The organism is Nocardioides psychrotolerans (genome assembly GCF_900113685.1).
GTDB lineage: Bacteria > Actinomycetota > Actinomycetes > Propionibacteriales > Nocardioidaceae > Nocardioides > Nocardioides psychrotolerans.
Genome location: NZ_FOQG01000013.1, coordinates 1 through 16,420, shown reverse-complemented (window position 1 = coordinate 16,420; position 16,420 = coordinate 1). Strand labels below are relative to the sequence as shown.

At 67.2% G+C, this 16,420-nt stretch carries 18 protein-coding genes and 1 tRNA gene; 14 read left to right on the top strand and 5 right to left on the bottom strand.

Annotated elements, in window-relative coordinates; genetic code table 11:
* Positions 1–335 precede the first annotated feature (335 nt).
* Complete coding sequence (locus BM204_RS15230; protein WP_091115018.1) at positions 336–1,376, top strand: PHP domain-containing protein; 1,041 nt, start codon at positions 336–338, stop codon at positions 1,374–1,376.
* Between the two features lie 9 nt (positions 1,377–1,385).
* Positions 1,386–1,907 carry a M48 metallopeptidase family protein gene (locus BM204_RS15225; RefSeq protein ID WP_091115015.1) on the top strand — a complete coding sequence of 174 codons (522 nt, stop codon included), beginning with the start codon at positions 1,386–1,388 and terminating at the stop codon, positions 1,905–1,907.
* Positions 1,908–1,913: 6 nt separating this feature from the next.
* Here BM204_RS15225 and BM204_RS15220 read toward each other — a convergent pair whose 3' ends face one another.
* The gene (locus BM204_RS15220) at positions 1,914–2,462 is read right to left on the bottom strand and encodes an NUDIX hydrolase (protein ID WP_091115012.1); all 549 of its coding nucleotides are present in this window, start codon (positions 2,460–2,462) and stop codon (positions 1,914–1,916) included.
* Positions 2,459–3,790 carry a zinc-dependent metalloprotease gene (locus BM204_RS15215; protein WP_091115009.1) on the bottom strand — a complete coding sequence of 444 codons (1,332 nt, stop codon included), beginning with the start codon at positions 3,788–3,790 and terminating at the stop codon, positions 2,459–2,461. The genes BM204_RS15220 and BM204_RS15215 overlap by 4 nt, the downstream gene beginning before the upstream one ends.
* Positions 3,791–3,833: 43 nt before the next feature.
* Between BM204_RS15215 and BM204_RS15210 the strand changes: the two genes are divergently transcribed.
* The 7 genes from BM204_RS15210 to BM204_RS22280 all read left to right on the top strand — a co-directional run bounded on the left by BM204_RS15210 (position 3,834) and on the right by BM204_RS22280 (position 10,291).
* Positions 3,834–4,286: a molybdenum cofactor biosynthesis protein MoaE gene (locus tag BM204_RS15210; RefSeq protein ID WP_256215734.1), complete on the top strand. Its 453-nt coding sequence runs from the start codon at positions 3,834–3,836 to the stop codon at positions 4,284–4,286.
* 35 nt (positions 4,287–4,321) lie between these two features.
* On the top strand, positions 4,322–4,666 hold the full coding sequence (locus BM204_RS15205) for a hypothetical protein (protein WP_246166301.1): 345 nt from the start codon (positions 4,322–4,324) through the stop codon (positions 4,664–4,666).
* A gap of 49 nt (positions 4,667–4,715) precedes the next feature.
* Positions 4,716–5,765: a YlbL family protein gene (locus BM204_RS15200; protein WP_091115007.1), complete on the top strand. Its 1,050-nt coding sequence runs from the start codon at positions 4,716–4,718 to the stop codon at positions 5,763–5,765.
* Positions 5,762–6,331 (top strand): PPA1309 family protein, encoded by a 570-nt coding sequence (locus BM204_RS15195; RefSeq protein WP_091115005.1) that lies wholly within the window; start codon positions 5,762–5,764, stop codon positions 6,329–6,331. Before BM204_RS15200 ends, BM204_RS15195 begins: the two co-directional genes overlap by 4 nt.
* Entirely contained in the window at positions 6,328–9,339 is a 3,012-nt protein-coding gene (locus BM204_RS15190) for a UPF0182 family membrane protein (RefSeq protein ID WP_091115003.1), read from the top strand. Before BM204_RS15195 ends, BM204_RS15190 begins: the two co-directional genes overlap by 4 nt.
* 47 nt (positions 9,340–9,386) lie before the next feature.
* Positions 9,387–9,460, top strand: a tRNA-Met gene (locus BM204_RS15185).
* Between the two features lie 306 nt (positions 9,461–9,766).
* Positions 9,767–10,291: a hypothetical protein gene (locus tag BM204_RS22280; protein WP_143099786.1), complete on the top strand. Its 525-nt coding sequence runs from the start codon at positions 9,767–9,769 to the stop codon at positions 10,289–10,291.
* Between the two features lie 502 nt (positions 10,292–10,793).
* On the opposite strand, the gene BM204_RS15180 is transcribed toward BM204_RS22280, so the two are convergent.
* Both BM204_RS15180 and BM204_RS23565 read right to left on the bottom strand, forming a co-directional pair.
* Positions 10,794–11,255, bottom strand: a complete 462-nt coding sequence (locus BM204_RS15180; protein WP_091115001.1) for a hypothetical protein — start codon at positions 11,253–11,255, stop codon at positions 10,794–10,796.
* Positions 11,252–11,905 (bottom strand): S1 family peptidase, encoded by a 654-nt coding sequence (locus BM204_RS23565; protein WP_091114999.1) that lies wholly within the window; start codon positions 11,903–11,905, stop codon positions 11,252–11,254. Before BM204_RS23565 ends, BM204_RS15180 begins: the two co-directional genes overlap by 4 nt.
* 376 nt (positions 11,906–12,281) lie before the next feature.
* On the opposite strand from BM204_RS23565, the gene BM204_RS15170 reads away from it, so the two are divergent.
* From BM204_RS15170 to BM204_RS22275, 5 genes are all read left to right on the top strand, one after another.
* Entirely contained in the window at positions 12,282–13,196 is a 915-nt protein-coding gene (locus tag BM204_RS15170; RefSeq protein ID WP_091114997.1) for a DUF4433 domain-containing protein, read from the top strand.
* A 139-nt stretch (positions 13,197–13,335) separates the two neighbouring features.
* Positions 13,336–13,818, top strand: a complete 483-nt coding sequence (locus tag BM204_RS15165) for a macro domain-containing protein (RefSeq protein ID WP_091114994.1) — start codon at positions 13,336–13,338, stop codon at positions 13,816–13,818.
* Positions 13,819–14,169: 351 nt separating this feature from the next.
* A complete protein-coding gene (locus tag BM204_RS15160; protein WP_143099784.1) occupies positions 14,170–15,285 on the top strand; it encodes a tyrosine-type recombinase/integrase in 1,116 nt (371 codons plus the stop codon).
* Between the two features lie 100 nt (positions 15,286–15,385).
* On the top strand, positions 15,386–15,610 hold the full coding sequence (locus BM204_RS22695; RefSeq protein WP_170259186.1) for a helix-turn-helix domain-containing protein: 225 nt from the start codon (positions 15,386–15,388) through the stop codon (positions 15,608–15,610).
* Positions 15,607–16,125 (top strand): hypothetical protein, encoded by a 519-nt coding sequence (locus tag BM204_RS22275; RefSeq protein WP_143099783.1) that lies wholly within the window; start codon positions 15,607–15,609, stop codon positions 16,123–16,125. Before BM204_RS22695 ends, BM204_RS22275 begins: the two co-directional genes overlap by 4 nt.
* Here the strand turns inward: BM204_RS22275 and BM204_RS15150 are convergent.
* Positions 16,105–16,420, bottom strand: a 316-nt coding sequence (locus tag BM204_RS15150; RefSeq protein ID WP_143099782.1) for an integrase core domain-containing protein, incomplete at its 5' end; no start/stop codon positions are given. The two genes, BM204_RS22275 and BM204_RS15150, sit on opposite strands and share 21 nt — an antisense overlap.

The window sequence follows — 16,420 nt, the reverse complement described above, 5'->3', positions numbered from 1 at the left end:
ACCGAGCAGAGCAGGAGCACGAAGACGAGGCCCCCGGTCCACCGGCACGACGTTCGCCTTCCCCTTGCGAACGTCGACCTGCGGCCCGGGGGCCTCAACTGTCCCGAACGCTAGGACCCGACCCGTCCCAGGTCAACGACTTCGGCGAAGCGCCTGTGGACAGACCTGTGGATAACTAGGTGGAGAACAGCCATCGCCCGTGGAGAAGGGGCCGAATCGGCGGGAGAAGCCTGTGGAGGACACGCCCGGGACGCCGGCGTACGACGCCCTGACCAGCCACAATGGTCTTCCACGGGCTGTGGAAGAGAATCAGTCCGTCGAGGAGGGTGGGTCCGATGAACGCGTACGACGCCGGGCCGGTCGCCGCGCTGCGCCGGATCGCGTTCCTGCTGGAGCGGGCCCGCGAGGACACCTACAAGGTCAAGGCGTTCCGCGGGGCCGCCGCCACGATCCTGCCGCTGTCACCCGACGAGCTGGAGCGCCACGTCGTCGAGGGGACGCTGACCGACCTGCCCGGCATCGGGGCCAGCTCGGCGAAGGTCGTCGCCGCAGCGGTGGGCGGGGAGGTGCCGGAGCGGCTGGCCAAGGCGGAGCGCGACCTGGCCGGCCCGCTGACCGACGGCGGGGCCGGCGACGATCTCCGGTCGCGGCTGCGCGGTGACCTGCACTCCCACTCCGACTGGTCCGACGGCGGCTCGCCGATCGAGGAGATGGCCTTCACCGCGATCGAGCTCGGCCACGACTACCTGGTGCTGACCGACCATTCCCCGCGGCTCCGGGTCGCCCACGGCCTCAGCGCCGAGCGGCTCACCCGCCAGCTCGACGTGGTCGACGCGGTCAACACCCACCTGGCCGGCAGCGGCTTCACCCTGCTGAAGGGCATCGAGGTCGACATCCTCGACGACGGGGCCCTCGACCAGACCGACGAGATGCTCGACCGGCTCGACGTCCGCGTCGCCAGCGTGCACTCCAAGCTCGCGATGGACGCGCGTGAGATGACCCGCCGGATGGTCCGTGCGGTCCGCAACCCGCACACCAACGTGCTCGGGCACTGCACCGGCCGGCTCGTGACGGGTGGACGTGGGGTGCGGCCCCAGTCGCAGTTCGATGCCCGCGCGGTCTTCGAGGCCTGTGCGAAGAACGACGTGGCTGTCGAGATCAACGCCCGGCCTGAGCGGCGCGATCCGCCGACCCGGCTCCTCGAGCTCGCCCGCGACGCCGGCTGCGTGTTCTCCATCGACAGCGACGCCCACGCACCGGGCCAGCTGGACTTCCTGGTCCTGGGCTGTGCGCGGGCCGAGGCGGCCGGGGTCGAGCCCGATCGCATCGTCAACACGTGGCCTCAGGAGCGCCTCCTGAGCTGGGCTCGGAAGTAGATTCCCTCCATGGGACAGCCCGAGGTGGAGGTACGCCGCAGCAGTCGGCGCCGCCGTACGGTCTCCGCCTACCGCGACGGCGACCGCATCGTGGTGCTCATCCCCGCCTCGCTCACCCGGCGCGAGGAGGCCCAGTGGGTCGAGACGATGGTGGAGCGCATCGCGCGCTCCGAGCAGCGCCGACTGCTCAGCGACGACGACCTGCGCGAGCGGGCCTGGAGGCTGAGCAACGACTACCTTGGCGGCATGGCGGTGCCGGAGTCGGTGCGCTGGGTCGACAACCAGAACACCCGCTGGGGCTCGTGCACGCCCGCCGACCGGTCGATCCGGCTCTCGGTGCGGCTCCAGGGCATGCCGGCGTGGGTCATCGACTACGTGCTGGTCCACGAGCTCGCGCACCTGCTGGAGGCGGGCCACGACGCGGCGTTCTGGGGCTGGGTCGACCGCTACCCGCAGTCCGAGAAGGCCAAGGGCTACCTCGAGGGCTGGTCGGCGGCAGTGCGCATGGAGCCGCCGCCGGGATCGGACTGAGCGCCGCTACGTGACCCGAGCCAGCGCGAGGACGACCAGCTCGACGAGGTCCGGGTCCGGCTCGGGCAGCGCGTCGACGGGCCACCAGCCCACGGCGATCGACTCGTCGCTGACCTCGTGGTGGGCGTCGGGCGCCGCGACCGTCACGAAGCGCACGTCGAGGTGGTGCACCGGGCCGTCAGGTCCTTCGCCGCAGAACGGTACGGCGTGCTCGCTCAGCTGGACCGGCACCGGGTCGAGCACCAGGTCGCTGAGTCCGGACTCCTCGGTCGCCTCACGCAGGGCCGCACCGGCCAGGGTGGTGTCGTCGGGCTCGCAGTGGCCGCCGAGCTGGAACCACCGACGCGCCTTGGCGTGCAGGGTGAGCAGCACGTGGGTGTGGTCGGCGCTGAGCACGAGGGTGCTGGCCGTCAGGTGGTCAGGGCGGCACACACGGGTCATCGCGTCCGGCCGGGCCTCGAGGTGCGCGACGTAGCGTCGACGCACCTCGTCCTGCTCGGCCGTCGGCGCCGACCAGCCGCGCAGGGTGTCGAGCGCGTCGGCGTGGAGCGTCACTCGCCGTCGAGCAGCTTGCGCAGCTCGGTGTCGAAGTCGTCCTCGGTCAGGCGCTCGGGGGCGGCGGCGTCCTCGCGGAAGCCCAGCGGGTCGTCGAGGTCGGCCGAGGTCGGCAGCAGGTCGGGGTGGGTCCAGACGCCGTCGCGGGCCTCGGTGCCCTGACGCTGGCGCAGCGAGCCCCACAGGGTGGAGGCGTCGCGCAGCCGGCGTGGGCGCAGCTCGAGCCCCACCAGTGCGGCGAAGGTCTCCTCAGCGGGACCGCCGGCCGCTCGCCGCCGTCGTACGGCCTCCTGGAGGCGCAGTGCGGCGGGCATGCGGGACTCCGTGGCCTGGCCGACGACCTCGTCGACCCAGCCCTCGACGAGTGCCAGCGCGATCTCGAGGCGCTCCAGCGCCGCCTGCTGGGCGGGCGACTTGGGCAGGTCGAAGAGGCCGCCCTCGATGAGCTTCTGCATGGACTCGGGGTTGCTCGGGTCGATGCCGCGCATCTGCTCCTCGATGCGGCTCTGGAGGCCCTCGGCGTTGATCTCGAGCCCGCCGGCGTAGTCCTTGACGGCACCCAGCAGGTGGTCGCGCAGCCACGGGACGCTGGCGAAGAGGCGCTGGTGGGCAGCCTCGCGCAGAGCGAGGTAGAGGACGACGTCGTCCTCGGAGACGTCGAGGCCTTCGGCGAAGGTCGCGACGTTGGCCGGCACGAGAGCGGCGCGACCGGGGGCGCTGAGGGGCAGTCCGATGTCGGAGGCCGTGAGGACCTCGCCGGCCAGGCCGCCGAGCGCGGAGCCGACCTGGTTGGCGAGCATGGCGCCGATCGCCTTGCCGAGCATGCCGAGGATCGGCCCTGCGGCCGCCTGGGCCTCGGGCGGCAGGGCGCTGCTGACGCCCTTGACGGACTGCTCGGCGACGGGCTCGACGAGGACCTTCCACACCTCCAGGGTCTGGACGATCCAGTCGGCGCGGCTCCAGGCGGCGGTAGTGGTGACCGCCGAGGGGAAGCCGGTCGCCTCGTCCAGCCAGTGATCGGCCAGGCGGATGGCGTCGGCGACCGCGTCCTTCTCGCGCTGGGACGGCGTCGGGTCGGGGGACTGGGCCACGGACTTGCGGGCGATGTCCTCCGCGACGGACCAGTTGAGGGCGCCGTCGTAGGGCTGCATCATCGCCTGGATCTGGCCGAAGAGCGCGCTGAGGTCGGGCATGGCTCCGCCGGCGCCACCGGCGCCACCGAGGCCGGGGATGCCTCCGGAGAAGAACTGCTCGAACGGCGTGCCCTTGAAGGGGTTCTGGCCGTCGTCGGGCCCTTCGCCGGAGCCGCTTCCTGATCCTGTGCTCATGAGCCCACGGTACTGCGAACCGGCAAGGCCGTAGGGTCGCCCCGTGAGTGATCTCGTGAGCGAACCTGTCGGCGCGTCAGTCGTGCGGCTCGTGGAGATCCGCGACACCGCCCTCAGCATCGACGAGGTCATGGCCGTGCTGGACGACCCCACTGACGGCGGGGTCACCGTGTTCGTCGGCCGCGTGCGCGACCACGACGGCGGCAGGGGTGTCCAGGGACTCGACTACTCCGCCCATCCCACCGCGCTGGAGCGGCTGCGTGGAGTCTGCGAGCAGGTCGCCGCGGACCACCCCGTCCACGGGGTCGCGGCGGTCCACCGGGTCGGTCACCTCGAGATCGGCGACATCGCGGTGATCGTCGCCACCGCCGCCTCCCACCGCGGCCAGGCGTTCGACGCCTCGCGCACGCTGATCGACACCCTCAAGGCCGAGGTGCCGATCTGGAAGCATCAGGCGTTCGTCGACGGCACCGAGGAATGGGTCGGCGCGCCCTAGCGGATCCTTCCGAGGGGCGATCTACCCTGACGAGCATGGACATCCTGCTCTGGCTCGTGCCGCCCGCCGTGGTGACGGTCGTCGCCATGGCGTGGGTGAGCTGGCTGGGGCGTGAGGGTCGCGGTGAGGTCGATCGCGACGTCGCCGTGCGTCGGCTGGGGGAGGCACTCGAGCGGAGTCGCCCTGTGCCGGGCCGCTCTGGCCGCGGCGCCACGACCCCGTCGCCCACGCGTCAGCCCGATCGCAGCACGGGGATCGCCGTACGACCCTCGCGCGCGAGCGCGCCTCGTCCCGTCCTGCCGTCCGTCCTGCCGGTGGTGGCCGCCGATCGGCCTGCCGTCGAGCCGCCGGACGAGCAGTCGCGGCGACGGGTCTCCTGACCCTGATCCGCTCCTTGCCGTGCTTGGCGGGGATGAGAGGGTGGGCGCCATGAGCCAGCGCCTGATCGCCGCGTTGATCGCGGGACCGCTGGTGCTCGCGCTCCTCGTCACGGCCGCGTTCCTGCCGCTGCCCTACGTCACCTACGCGCCTGGCTACACCGTCGACGTGCTCGCGGAGGACGCCGGTGCCGAGATCATCCAGGTCGACGGCGCCAAGACCTACCGCGACGACGGTCAGCTGCGCATGACCACGGTGCTGGTGTCGGTGCCCAAGCTGCGCAAGAACCTCTTCGACCTGATGTTCGTCTGGGCCAAGTCCGACGACGCGGTCTACCCCTACGACGCGGTCTACGGCGAGGACGAGACGCCGGAGTCCAACGACCGCGAGGGCGCCGTGTCGATGGTGACCTCCCAGGACGCCGCGACAGCCGTCGCGCTGCGTGAGCTCGGCTACGAGCCGGAGTCGGCCGTCGAGGTCGCCTTCGTCGAGGCAGGATCTCCCTCGCAGGGCAAGCTCCTCGTGCGCGACATCATCCTCGAGGTCGACGGCGCGCCCCTGAAGGACCCCCAGCAGCTGGTCGAGGCCATCAACAGCGCCGAGCCGGGGCAGTCCGTCGACTTCAAGGTACGACGGGTGCGCACCGACTACGACGTCTCCATCGTCCCGCGCAAGGTCGACGGGGAGCTGCGGATCGGCATCACGCCCGGCATCGGCTACCTGTTCCCCTTCGACGTGCGGGTCAACATCGATCCCGACATCGGGGGACCGAGTGCTGGCCTGATGTTCTCCCTCGCGATCTACGACACCCTCACACCGGGTTCTCTCACCGGCGGCAAGGTCGTCGCCGGGACCGGGGAGATCGCCGGCGACGGCACGGTCGGCCCGATCGGGGGGATCCAGCAGAAGATCGCCGGTGCCCGTGACGACGGCGCCGAGCTGTTCCTGGTGCCCTCGGACAACTGCGAGGAAGCCCTCGGTGCCAACAACGAGGACATGCGCCTGGTGAAGGCGACCACGATGCCCATCGCGCTGAAGGCGATCCAGGACTGGGTCGAGGATCCCGACGTCGACCTGCCCTCCTGCGAGGACGCCTCATGAGCATGACCGACCCCCTCGACACCGACCCGGCGCTGGCCTCGGCCGTGCTCGAGATCGAGAGCCACATCGCCGAGGGCGGGTGGGACCAGCCGGCCCGGCTCTACGCCCTCGTCCCCACCGTCCAGCTGGTCGAGCACGAGCCCGCGCTGGCCTCGATGATGGGGCTGGACCACTCCTCCGAGCGGGGTTCGCTCACCGCGATCGAGCAGGACCAGCTCGACCCCGCGGTCGAGCTGGAGCGGGCCCTGGAGTCGATCGTGTGGCCGCCGGGGGTCCACGGCTGTGCCGCCGTGGTGGAGCGGCTCGTCCTGCCCCCGGACGTCGATGCCGACATCCCGGAGGAGGGGTCAGCCGCCCAGGAGTTCGCCCGTGAGCACCCGGACCGACAAGAGGTCCGCATCGTCGCGGGAACTACTCGGGACGGTTCTACGTACTGTGCACTGAGGCTGCGTGCCCACGACGACGACCAATCCGTCGTCGGGGGCATCGACCTGGTCCCTGGTCTGCTGGGACTGCTGAGCGCGACACTGACGGATGAACCGTCAGAACAAGAGGAGAACGAGTGAGCGAGCTGTTCGACGACGACCCCCGCGACACGACCACGAGGTCGTCGTCCCGGCGTTCCCGCGCGTTGGTGATCACCGCGGTCGTCCTCATCGTCGCCTTCTTCGGGCTCACGACGTTCTCGGCCCTCTACACCGATCGGCTCTGGTTCGCCGCCGCCGGCTACGGCAGCGTCTTCAGCACGCTCTTCTGGACGCGCACGGGGCTCTTCCTCGGCTTCGGGGTCCTGATGGCGGTGGTGGTGGCGGTCAACATCGTGCTGGCCTACCGCTTCCGACCGCTGTTTCGTCCCTCCTCGCCGGAGCAGACCAACCTCGACCGCTACCGCGACGCGGTCACCCCGATCCGCACCTGGCTCGTCGTCGGCATCGTGGTGGTGCTCGGCATCTTCGCCGGCACCTCCGGGGCCGGCCAGTGGCGCACGTGGATGCTGTGGCGCAACTCCCAGGACTTCGGCACCACCGACGCCTACTTCAAGCGCGACATCGGGTTCTACGTCTTCGACCTGCCGTGGCTGCACTTCATGGTCGACTTCACGATGGCGGCCCTGGTCGTCGGGCTCATCGCCGCCGGGGTGACGCACTACCTCTACGGCGGCGTCCGGCTCCAGGCGAGCCGGGACCGACTCTCCGGTGCCGCCCAGGTCCAGCTCTCGGTCCTGCTCGGACTGTTCGTGCTGGCCAAGGCCGGTGACTACTACCTCGACCGCTTCGACCTGGTCAACCAGGGCGGGCGCCTGATCACCGGCATCACCTACACCGACGAGAACGCCGTGCTCCCCGCCAAGAGCATCCTGATGGGGATCGCGTTGATCTGCGCGGTGCTGTTCTTCCTCAACGTCTGGCGACGCACCTGGATGCTGCCGTCGGTCGGGCTCGCGCTGCTCGCCCTGTCGGCGATCCTGCTCGGGATGATCTGGCCCGGCATCGTCCAGCAGTTCCAGGTCAAGCCCTCCGAGGCCGACCGCGAGGCGCCCTACATCGCGGCCAACATCGAGGCCACGCGGGAGGCCTACGACCTCGAGTCGATCGACAGCGAGGCCTACACCAGCAACTCCACGGCCAACGCCGACGCCGCCAGCACCCTCAGCGCCGAGTCGGCCTCCGTTCCGCTGGTGGACCCTCAGCTGGTGCGCCAGACCTTCGAGCAGAACCAGCAGGGTCGCGCCTACTACTCGGTTGCCGACGTCCTCGACGTCGACCGCTACGAGGTCAACGGCGTCGACCGCGCCCTGGTCCTCGGCGTGCGCGAGCTCGACCAGTCGGGTCTCAACGCCGGAGACCAGAACTGGTCCAACCTGCACACCGTCTACACCCACGGCAACGGCGTCATCGCCGCCTACGCCAACCAGCGCGGGTCCGACGACAACAGCCCCGGCACCGACATCCAGTGGGCCGAGGGCAACCAGACCAACCCGGACGGCTCGCGTCAGGACGAGCTCAGCCAGGCCACGGGCGGCTACGAGAGCCGCATCTACTTCGGTGAGGACAGCCCCGACTACTCCGTGGTCGGCGAGCAGTCCGAGGATTCCGGCAGCGTCGAGCTGAGCCTGGCCGGTCCCAACCAGGACGAGGACCAGACCACGACGTACGACGGCGACGGTGGCGTCGACATCGGCTCCACCTTCCGCCAGCTGCTCTACGCGGTGAAGTTCGGCGAGCCCAACTTCCTGCTGTCGGGCCGGGTCCACGAGAACAGCCAGGTGCTCTACAACCGCACCCCGCGCGAGCGGGTCGAGAAGGTCGCGCCGTGGCTGACCATCGACGACGACGTCTACCCGGCCGTCGTGGACGGCAAGGTCGTCTGGATCGTCGACGGCTACACCACGACCGACCGCTACGCGAGCGCCGAGCGTGAGTCCTTCGAGACCATGACGCAGGACTCGCTCCAGAACACGACCGGACTGGCAACGCTGCCGACCGACGAGATCAACTACATGCGCAACGCGGTCAAGGCCACGGTCGACGCCTACGACGGCACCGTCACGCTCTACGAGTGGGACGAGGAGGACCCGATCCTGAAGGCGTGGATGGGCGCCTTCCCCGACACGGTGGTCGCGAAGTCCGAGATCTCCGACGAGCTGCTGGAGCACCTGCGCTACCCCGAGGACCTGTTCAAGGTGCAGCGCTACCAGTACGCCCGCTACCACATCACCGACGAGACCGCGTGGTACCAGGGTGACGACCGCTGGGAGGTCCCCGAGGACCCCAACAGCCAGGGTGACCTGCAGCCTCCCTACCGTCTTTTCGTCGACGAGGCCGTCGGCGCCGACGGCGCCACGTCCCAGGAGACCTGGTCGTTGACCTCCACGTTCGTGCCGTTCGGCCGCAGCAACCTGGCGTCGTTCGTGTCGGTCAACTCCGATGCCACCTCGCCCGACTACGGCAAGATCACGGTGCGCGAGCTGACCGACCAGAACACCAAGGGTCCCGGTCTGATCGCCAACGAGTTCAGCAACGACGACAACGTCCGCGAGGCGTTGCTGCCCTTCCAGTCGGGCCAGTCGCCGCCGCTCTTCGGCAACCTGTTGACGTTGCCGGTCCAGGACGGGCTCATCTACGTCGAGCCCGTCTACGCCGTGCGCGCCGGCTCCACGTCGAGCTATCCGATCCTCCGCTTCGTCCTGGTCTCCTACGGTGACGAGGTCGGCATCGGCGCCACCATGACGGCGGCCCTGGCCGACGCCCTCAACGTCGACCCCGAGACCGTCACCGACCCGGAGCCGGTGATCCCGCCGGGTCCCGACAACCCGGGCGACCCGGAGCCGACGCAGACCATCAACCAGCAGATCCGGGATCTGCTGGCTCAGGCCGAGGCGGCCTTCGCTGACGCCGACCAGGCGCTGACCGACGGTGACCCCGTCACCTACGCCGAGAAGGTCCAGGAGGCCCGTCAGCTGATCTCCGACGCGGTCTCCCTGGCCAGCACCCGCCCCACAGGTGCGACCGGCGCGACCGGCGCGACCGGCGGCGACGCGGCCGATGGGGCCACGGAGGGCGCCGCCCAGTAGCCCGATTTGTTGCCTCACCCTGCATGCATTAACGTTGCGTTCAGCGACGCGGGGTGGAGCAGTTCGGTAGCTCGCTGGGCTCATAACCCAGAGGTCGCAGGTTCAAATCCTGCCCCCGCTACAAGGTAAAACCGCAGGTCAGAAGCCGCCCCCCGGACATCCGGGGGGCGGCTTTCTGCATGTCTTAGGCGCGTTGACTACCAATCTGACTACCGACGTCCCCGGCCGACCAGGTGGGGCCCTTGGGTCGAGGCACGCGCTGCGCGGAAGTGGACTGGCCACGTGCTCGTGGTGGGTCAGACCAAACTTGTAGCGGGAACGCCTACTACCGCCTAACGGAAGCAAAATCGCATGGAGAAGGCATTCCATATGTACTCCAAAGAGTGGTAGTCTGTTTGACACACCTACTCCAGCCGAAGGAAACGCCATGTCGGTCACTCCGCAGAACAACTCCGCCTCACCATTTCAGTACGTTCCGGTCCCGAACGAGCACGTCCCCGCCGTTCTCGCGTTCATCGCGGAGCGGCTTGCTCCGCAGGGCTCCACTGCCTCCACCGTTGATTCCGTTCGAACAGTCGATCCGACGCCTCCTGATTTGAGTGCCGATGCCCCAAGGGACGACTGGACTGATGAGAAACTGATCGACTTCCTGAAGATGGGCACAAAATCGAGTAAGACCGTGATTCAGATGCTCGATCACCTCTCTGCGAATCCGGGAAAGGACGCAGCACTCAGCACTCGCGAGTTGGCCGACGCGCTGGGCGTGAGTTACTCCGTGATGAAGAACGTGCCCACCCAGATGGGTCGAAGTCTTGGCGCACGCTTTCCTGGATGCAGTGCCCCGTACTGGGGACTCTGGGGGACGGCTCATTTCAACCCCAGTCGCTCCAACGAGATGTACTTCACCGTCACTCCGGAGCGTGCGGAGCAGTGGAAGCGACTTCGTGGATAGCCCGGTCCGGGTCTCCCGACGCATGACCGATGAAGCGACCCCGGCCCCTAAGCCGACATGCCGCACCGCGGGCCAACGACGCTGGCGCGAGACGCCCATGCCGAAGCAGAGAAGGGAATCCAGATGACCCGCCGACCAGACCTCCCACGCCGACCCCTCGACCGTGACGGCACGCCGTAGGTGTCGAGGCCCGTCTCGCTGCACTACTGGCCCTGGCTGCCCGAGAGGCTGAGGGCGTGCGCTCGGAGCAAGTCTGAGCGCCTTCCGCTGCGTCTGGACCCGCCCAAAGCAGGGCCGCACGCAACACCTGAACAGTTCGTGAGCCGTCCGCACGGGGCGAATCTGTGGCGGATGGGCCAGGTTCCAAGGACCTCTTGGCGGTGCTCACGACGCATGCGTGGGACCGACCAGACGTAACGCATGGAAAAACGCCCTGCATCCCGCCGAACGGTGAGGCACCCCTCAGGTCGGGGTGGGGATCGAAGGCACGCGGTCGATGTACTTAATTGGTAGACCTGTCTTCGCGTCGTTCGGTCTGTACGGCGCACCACGCATTTAGGCCCATTCGCGAAATTAGAATCATGGTGATGGCAATGGCCGGCGCGATAATTGGAGCTGCCGCTCCCAGGACTGGCACAATCACGGCAGTCAGAAGCGAGACCACAGCCGCCTGACCAATCTTGGCCTGCTCTTGCAGCTGACCCTTCTCATGTTCGTACTTGTTGGGTACACATAAGACGTCGTGCAATTCGTCCAGAAATTTTTCGTAGTACGCCGACCGAGCCCTTTCTGCGCCGAAGGGTGCTAGGTCGGTTGATATCCCTGCCGAAAGCCAGACCTCGATCGCGGACTCCAGAGTTGGGTCAGCGGCCACGATCTCCGCGATTAGGTGCTGCTGATATTCGGGAAGCGCAGCCGTCCACTCGGCGACGTCGCCGTGGAAGTCAAGGACTGGCGCGCTCACGGAACCATCCCTGTTATGTACTCGGCAGAAATGGCCTGCGTTGTCGTATGCAAAGTTGCGGGGTCTACCCCGCCGAGGCTTATCTGGCCTCCGCCTCCGGCTGCATAGCTCCCTGCAAGAACGGCGACTACATTCCCCGAGGCGGCGTCGAAGACGGGCCCACCCGACTGGCCAGGGCGTGCCTGAACATTCAAAATTAGGTGCTTCGACTTGATCTGGGGGTTCCCGGTCAGTATTCGAGCACCGACCGTCGTGTCTTGACGTGTGAGAACGACGCGGCCCGAGTCGGCATGAGGGAAGCCGAACGTCGTGACTGGTGAACCCGGCTGAACAGCATCGGCCGACATTATCTGGTACGAAAAAGACCAGTCCGCCTCGAGAGGCACTTCTAGCACGCACAAATCATGGATCGGATCGGCTGCGACAATCTTGACTTGGGCCGGTTGAAGTGACATGTCAGTCGTGTCCTGGTAATCAGAAAGAGATGACAATCGCGGGGGAATGATGATCAAGTTTTGGTCGTCACCGCCGGTTACGTGCAAGCAGGTCACGACGTGACGGGGTCCGCATGCGAACGCGGTTCCCAACGGCTGAGCGCCCCCCGGACCAATTCGGGCGAGCGCGAATATGGCTTGACTCAGATCGCTCACTGTTTCTCCTTCGACTCGTCAGCATGGCTGACGATAGGCGACAGAGGTGCCCAAACCCGTGAGGCTGGCCACCGTCTGGTCTCTGACCTCCGCGGGGCACCAGGTCTCGAGTGTCAGCCCTCCCTCCTTCAGCGGCGGGGCCGTCCAGATTGCAGATACTGCAGCGGTTGGCACGTAGTGAACGGCAGGCTGCCCGCGGCCTGGGCGGATGACGTTCCCCGATGGTGTCGAACCGGTTCGCCCTCCGAGTCGGCACCACGATGGCAACATGGCTTCAGTCCGTGCTCAGAGCGCGTAGGGGGCCAAGTCGTTGAACCGAGAGTGGAACCTCTGGTGCTCGCTCTCAGGAACCGACGCCAGCAACGCCCAGTTGAAGATGGCCTTCAACATTGACCGGCGCGTCGCGCTGTTGGGCCCGCACGCAAACGACTTGGTCGAAGAGACAGCCGAGATGCTGTGGCGCGACCATCCCGGCACGGGCTCGACAGACTTTCTAGACCTGTGGCTCAACGCGGTCACAGCGACAGCGCAGCGCGTCCAAGCGGCAGCGCAGCGCGCAGAAGTGGAGTCCAAGCGCCTTCGGCAAGCGGCGGCGGCGGCCCTGGAAAATGATCGACGGGCAAAAGAAGCGGCACTCCGACAACTGCATGAGGAGGCCGAGCGCGAACGTTATGCCGAACAGGCCCGTCAAGAGGACCGAGACCGTAGGCGTGCGGTCGAGGTCAGGGCCCGCATCGGGTATCTGTACAACATTACGTCAATCAAGAATCTGAAGAGCATCGTTTCGCGGGGCATTCTCTGCCATGACGAGGCGGCGAAAATCGATCACGACGACGTCTCTGATCTCGGAGTTCAGGAACACCGCGAGGACCTGCACCGCTTCGCGAGTCTGTACTTCAATCCGCGCAACGCGATGCTGATCCGATTGCACAAGTGGGAACATCGAGAACTGGTCGTCCTGCGGGTCTCCCCGGCAGTGCTGGACCTGCCAGGTGTGCTGGTCTCGGACGGGAACGCCGCTTCATCCCGATCCCAGCGTTGGTCCGGGCTCGAAGGGCTGGCCCACATCGACCTTGATCGCATCTACGCCCGGTCCTGGACCACCCCCAACGGGGACGTGCACGAGGAGGCGAAGCGCATCATGCAGGCAGAAGTGCTCGTCCCCCGATCGATCCCACCGCGGTGCGTGATGGGGGTCCGCGCACCGTCACGGCGCATCCTCCACGAGGCGCGGCAAGCAGCACCGCAGTGGCCGGGAGAGGTTGACGGCACACTGTTTTTCGAAGACTAACCACGGCCACCACCTGTAACGAACTCCCAGGTGCGACGGAGTCGATAGGGTTAACCCAGGTATCCACCCGCTGCTGCGCGGCAATCAGGGAGACGTGCGAGTGACACTCAGCAGACGCCGAATCGGTAGTGAAACGATCATGCAGTCACGCATGCAAACGATCACGAACACAGTGAACTGCGTGGGCATCATGGGCAAGGGTGTAGCGCTTAAGTTCAAGAACGCCCACCTGGCGAACTTCGCGGATTACGAACAGCGTTGCCGCCGCAATGAAGTGCACCCCGGCGTGCCGTACGTCTTCGCGGCGGACCCGAAGCGGAACAAGCCGAGCCTCGAACTCGTACTGAACTTCCCGACGAAGGACCACTGGCGTAACCCTTCTCGCCTGGAGTGGGTGGAAAACGGACTGCAGGTCCTTGCTGCGGAGTATCGCGACTGGGGCATCAAAAGTCTCGCGTTGCCACCCCTCGGCTGCGGCAACGGTGGCCTGGCCTGGTCGCAGGTCTGGCCATTGATCGAGCGACACCTGTCGGCTCTTCCCATAGACATCGAAGTGTGGGTGCCCGAAGGCGAGGAATCGGACGAGGCCGACGAACCCCAGTTGGACCTTTTCTCCGGCTAACGGCGCAACGGCACACGACTAAATCAGCGCAGGCCAAGGCCCCCGCGGTGGGGTGCACCCGGGGCGGGGCGCGATTCGGTGTACGGATCACATGGCCGCAACAAGCACGAACAGCGTGAACCATCGGTTCGTGGGCATGCACCCCACAGGTCGCCCCTGCCGTTCCAGGCTGCCACCGTGTGAAAGCCCAGGTCACAGGCCCGCCAGCCGCGGTCCCGGCAGTGATCGTCTGCCTGGTCGTCGGGCGTAGACCACCAACCTGACAACCGGTTGCCCCTAGGTCGTCGGGCGCGTGGGGTGTCAGATCGTGTCGCCCTGCAGCGTCGATCAGATGCGAAGGGGGGTGGCAAGGTGCCACGCAACAAGAAGCGCACTGATGGCCGCTATTCGGTGACGTTCCGTCACGAAGGGAAACGTCTGTACTTCTACGGGTCCACCCAGGCTGAAGCCCGTGCCAACGCCGATGCTGCCCGTGACCGGCTACGCCGCGACGGCCCGGTCCGCGATTCATCGCGAACCCTTGCCCAATGGCTGAGCGAATGGGTGACCACCTTCCTGCAGGCCAGTGACCGCGCCGAATCCACCAAGACCATGCACGCCGGGTACGCCCGCGTCTGGATCATCCCCGTCCTGGGCGACGTCCGGCTGGACCAGTTGAACGTCAACGACATCAACCGACTGATACTGACCATGAAAGCCGACGGGCGCGCAGATGCCACCCGCCGCAACTGCTACACCACCCTGCGCATCGCCCTGGACGACGCCGTCGTCAACGGGCTGCTGGCCACCAACCCGGTACACCGGGTCAAGCAACCCAAGGTCACCCGCCACGAAGCCCGATTCCTACGACCCGACGAAGTTCCGGCCCTGATCGCCGCCGCCGCGACACTGCGCTACGGCCCGATCCTGTCCTTCATCCTGGGCACCGGCCTACGACGCGGCGAAGCCCTAGCGCTGACCTGGGCCCACATCGACCTGGACCAGGGCACAGCGCGCGTCAACGGGTCCCTGGTGCGCCGCAACGGCCACCTGCTGGTGTCCACCCCCAAGACCGCCGCCAGTCGCCGCAGCGTGGCCCTAAGCCCCGCCATGGTCGCCCTGCTGCAGCGATGGCGGACAGCCCAAGCCGCTGAACGGCTGGTGGCAGGCAACCTGTGGCACGACGACGGCGGCGGCCCACGGGCTGGGTACGTGTTCACCACCGCGTTCGGCGGGCCTGTGGAACCCCAGAACGTCCTACGGACCGTCCAGTTGGCCGCCACCGCCGCAGGGCTACCGGACGTCACCGTGCACGCCCTACGCCACACCTATGCGACCACCGCCCTGCTGAACGGCGTCCCGCTGAAGGTAGTCAGTTCCAACCTGGGCCACGCGTCGATACAGATCACCGCAGACACCTATGGACACGTCACCGACGCCGCCGCACAGGCCGCCGCCGCAGCGGTCGCAGAAGCCCTGGGCCTGTAACCACAGCCGCCCAGCAGCCATTCAAGAAGGGACCCGCACCATGCGAAGAACCGCCACCACCGCCAAGCGCCACGGCCGTCACCAACCGTTGGTGATGGGCATGACCACCGGCCTGCCCCGACCACCGGTGGAACCCGACCTGCTCGATCAGGCGGAAGTCGCCCGCCGTCTGAACGTCAGCCGCACCACCATCTGGCGACTGGCCAAGCGCGGCGAGATCCGGGTCGTCCGCATCGGCAGCCGAACCCTCATTCCTCGCAGCGAACTGCAACGTCTGATCGCCGACGGGCCTGGGGACGTGCAGTCAGCAAGTGGACCGTCGTGACCACGTCAATGCGCAAGCCGAAGCTCAGGTTCAGTGATTACCCCTTGCCCGCTCTGATCCGGGAGGCACCGTTGACGACCCAGGAAAAGACCCTGCTCTTCGTCATCGTCAGTCACAAGAATCAAAAGTCCTACGCCCGCGCGGGCGTGCTGCAACAACAGACTGGGCTTGGCCGAACGTCCTTTTACGACGTTCGCGGTGCCCTTAAGGAGCGCGGCATCCTTGCCGCCAGCGAAAGTCCCGGGGGAGCCACCACGTACACGGTTCGTAGAGGACCCCTGGAGAAGCTGTTGCGCGACACCAACCGCGGCTCAGGTGTGCTGTCACGCGGCACGACCGCTGCCGCTACGGGGCAGGCGACCCATACCGTCACGCGGCACCCAACCCCTGCCGTGAAACGTCACCAGAAGCAGAACACGAAGGTAAACACTGAAGAATCTATGAACATGAAGGGGACTGCCCAGGCTCTGGTTGACACTCGGGGTGGGTGGTTCTCAGGCAGCGTCTGCTGCTGAGTAGATGGTCTCAAACTCGATCGGGGTCAGTCGCCCGAGGGCTGCTTGGCGTCGTCGTCGGTGGTAGGTCTTCTCGATCCAGACCACGATCGCGAGGCGGAGCTCCTCGCGGGTCTCCCAGCGTTTCCGGTTCAGGACGTTCTTCTGCAACAGCGCGAAGAAGGACTCCATCGCGGCGTTGTCGCCGCACGCGCCGACCCTGCCCATCGAGCCGCGCAGGCCAGCGTTCTTCAGAGCGTGGACGTACTTCCGAGACCTGAACTGACTGCCCCGGTCCGAATGCACGATCGTGTCC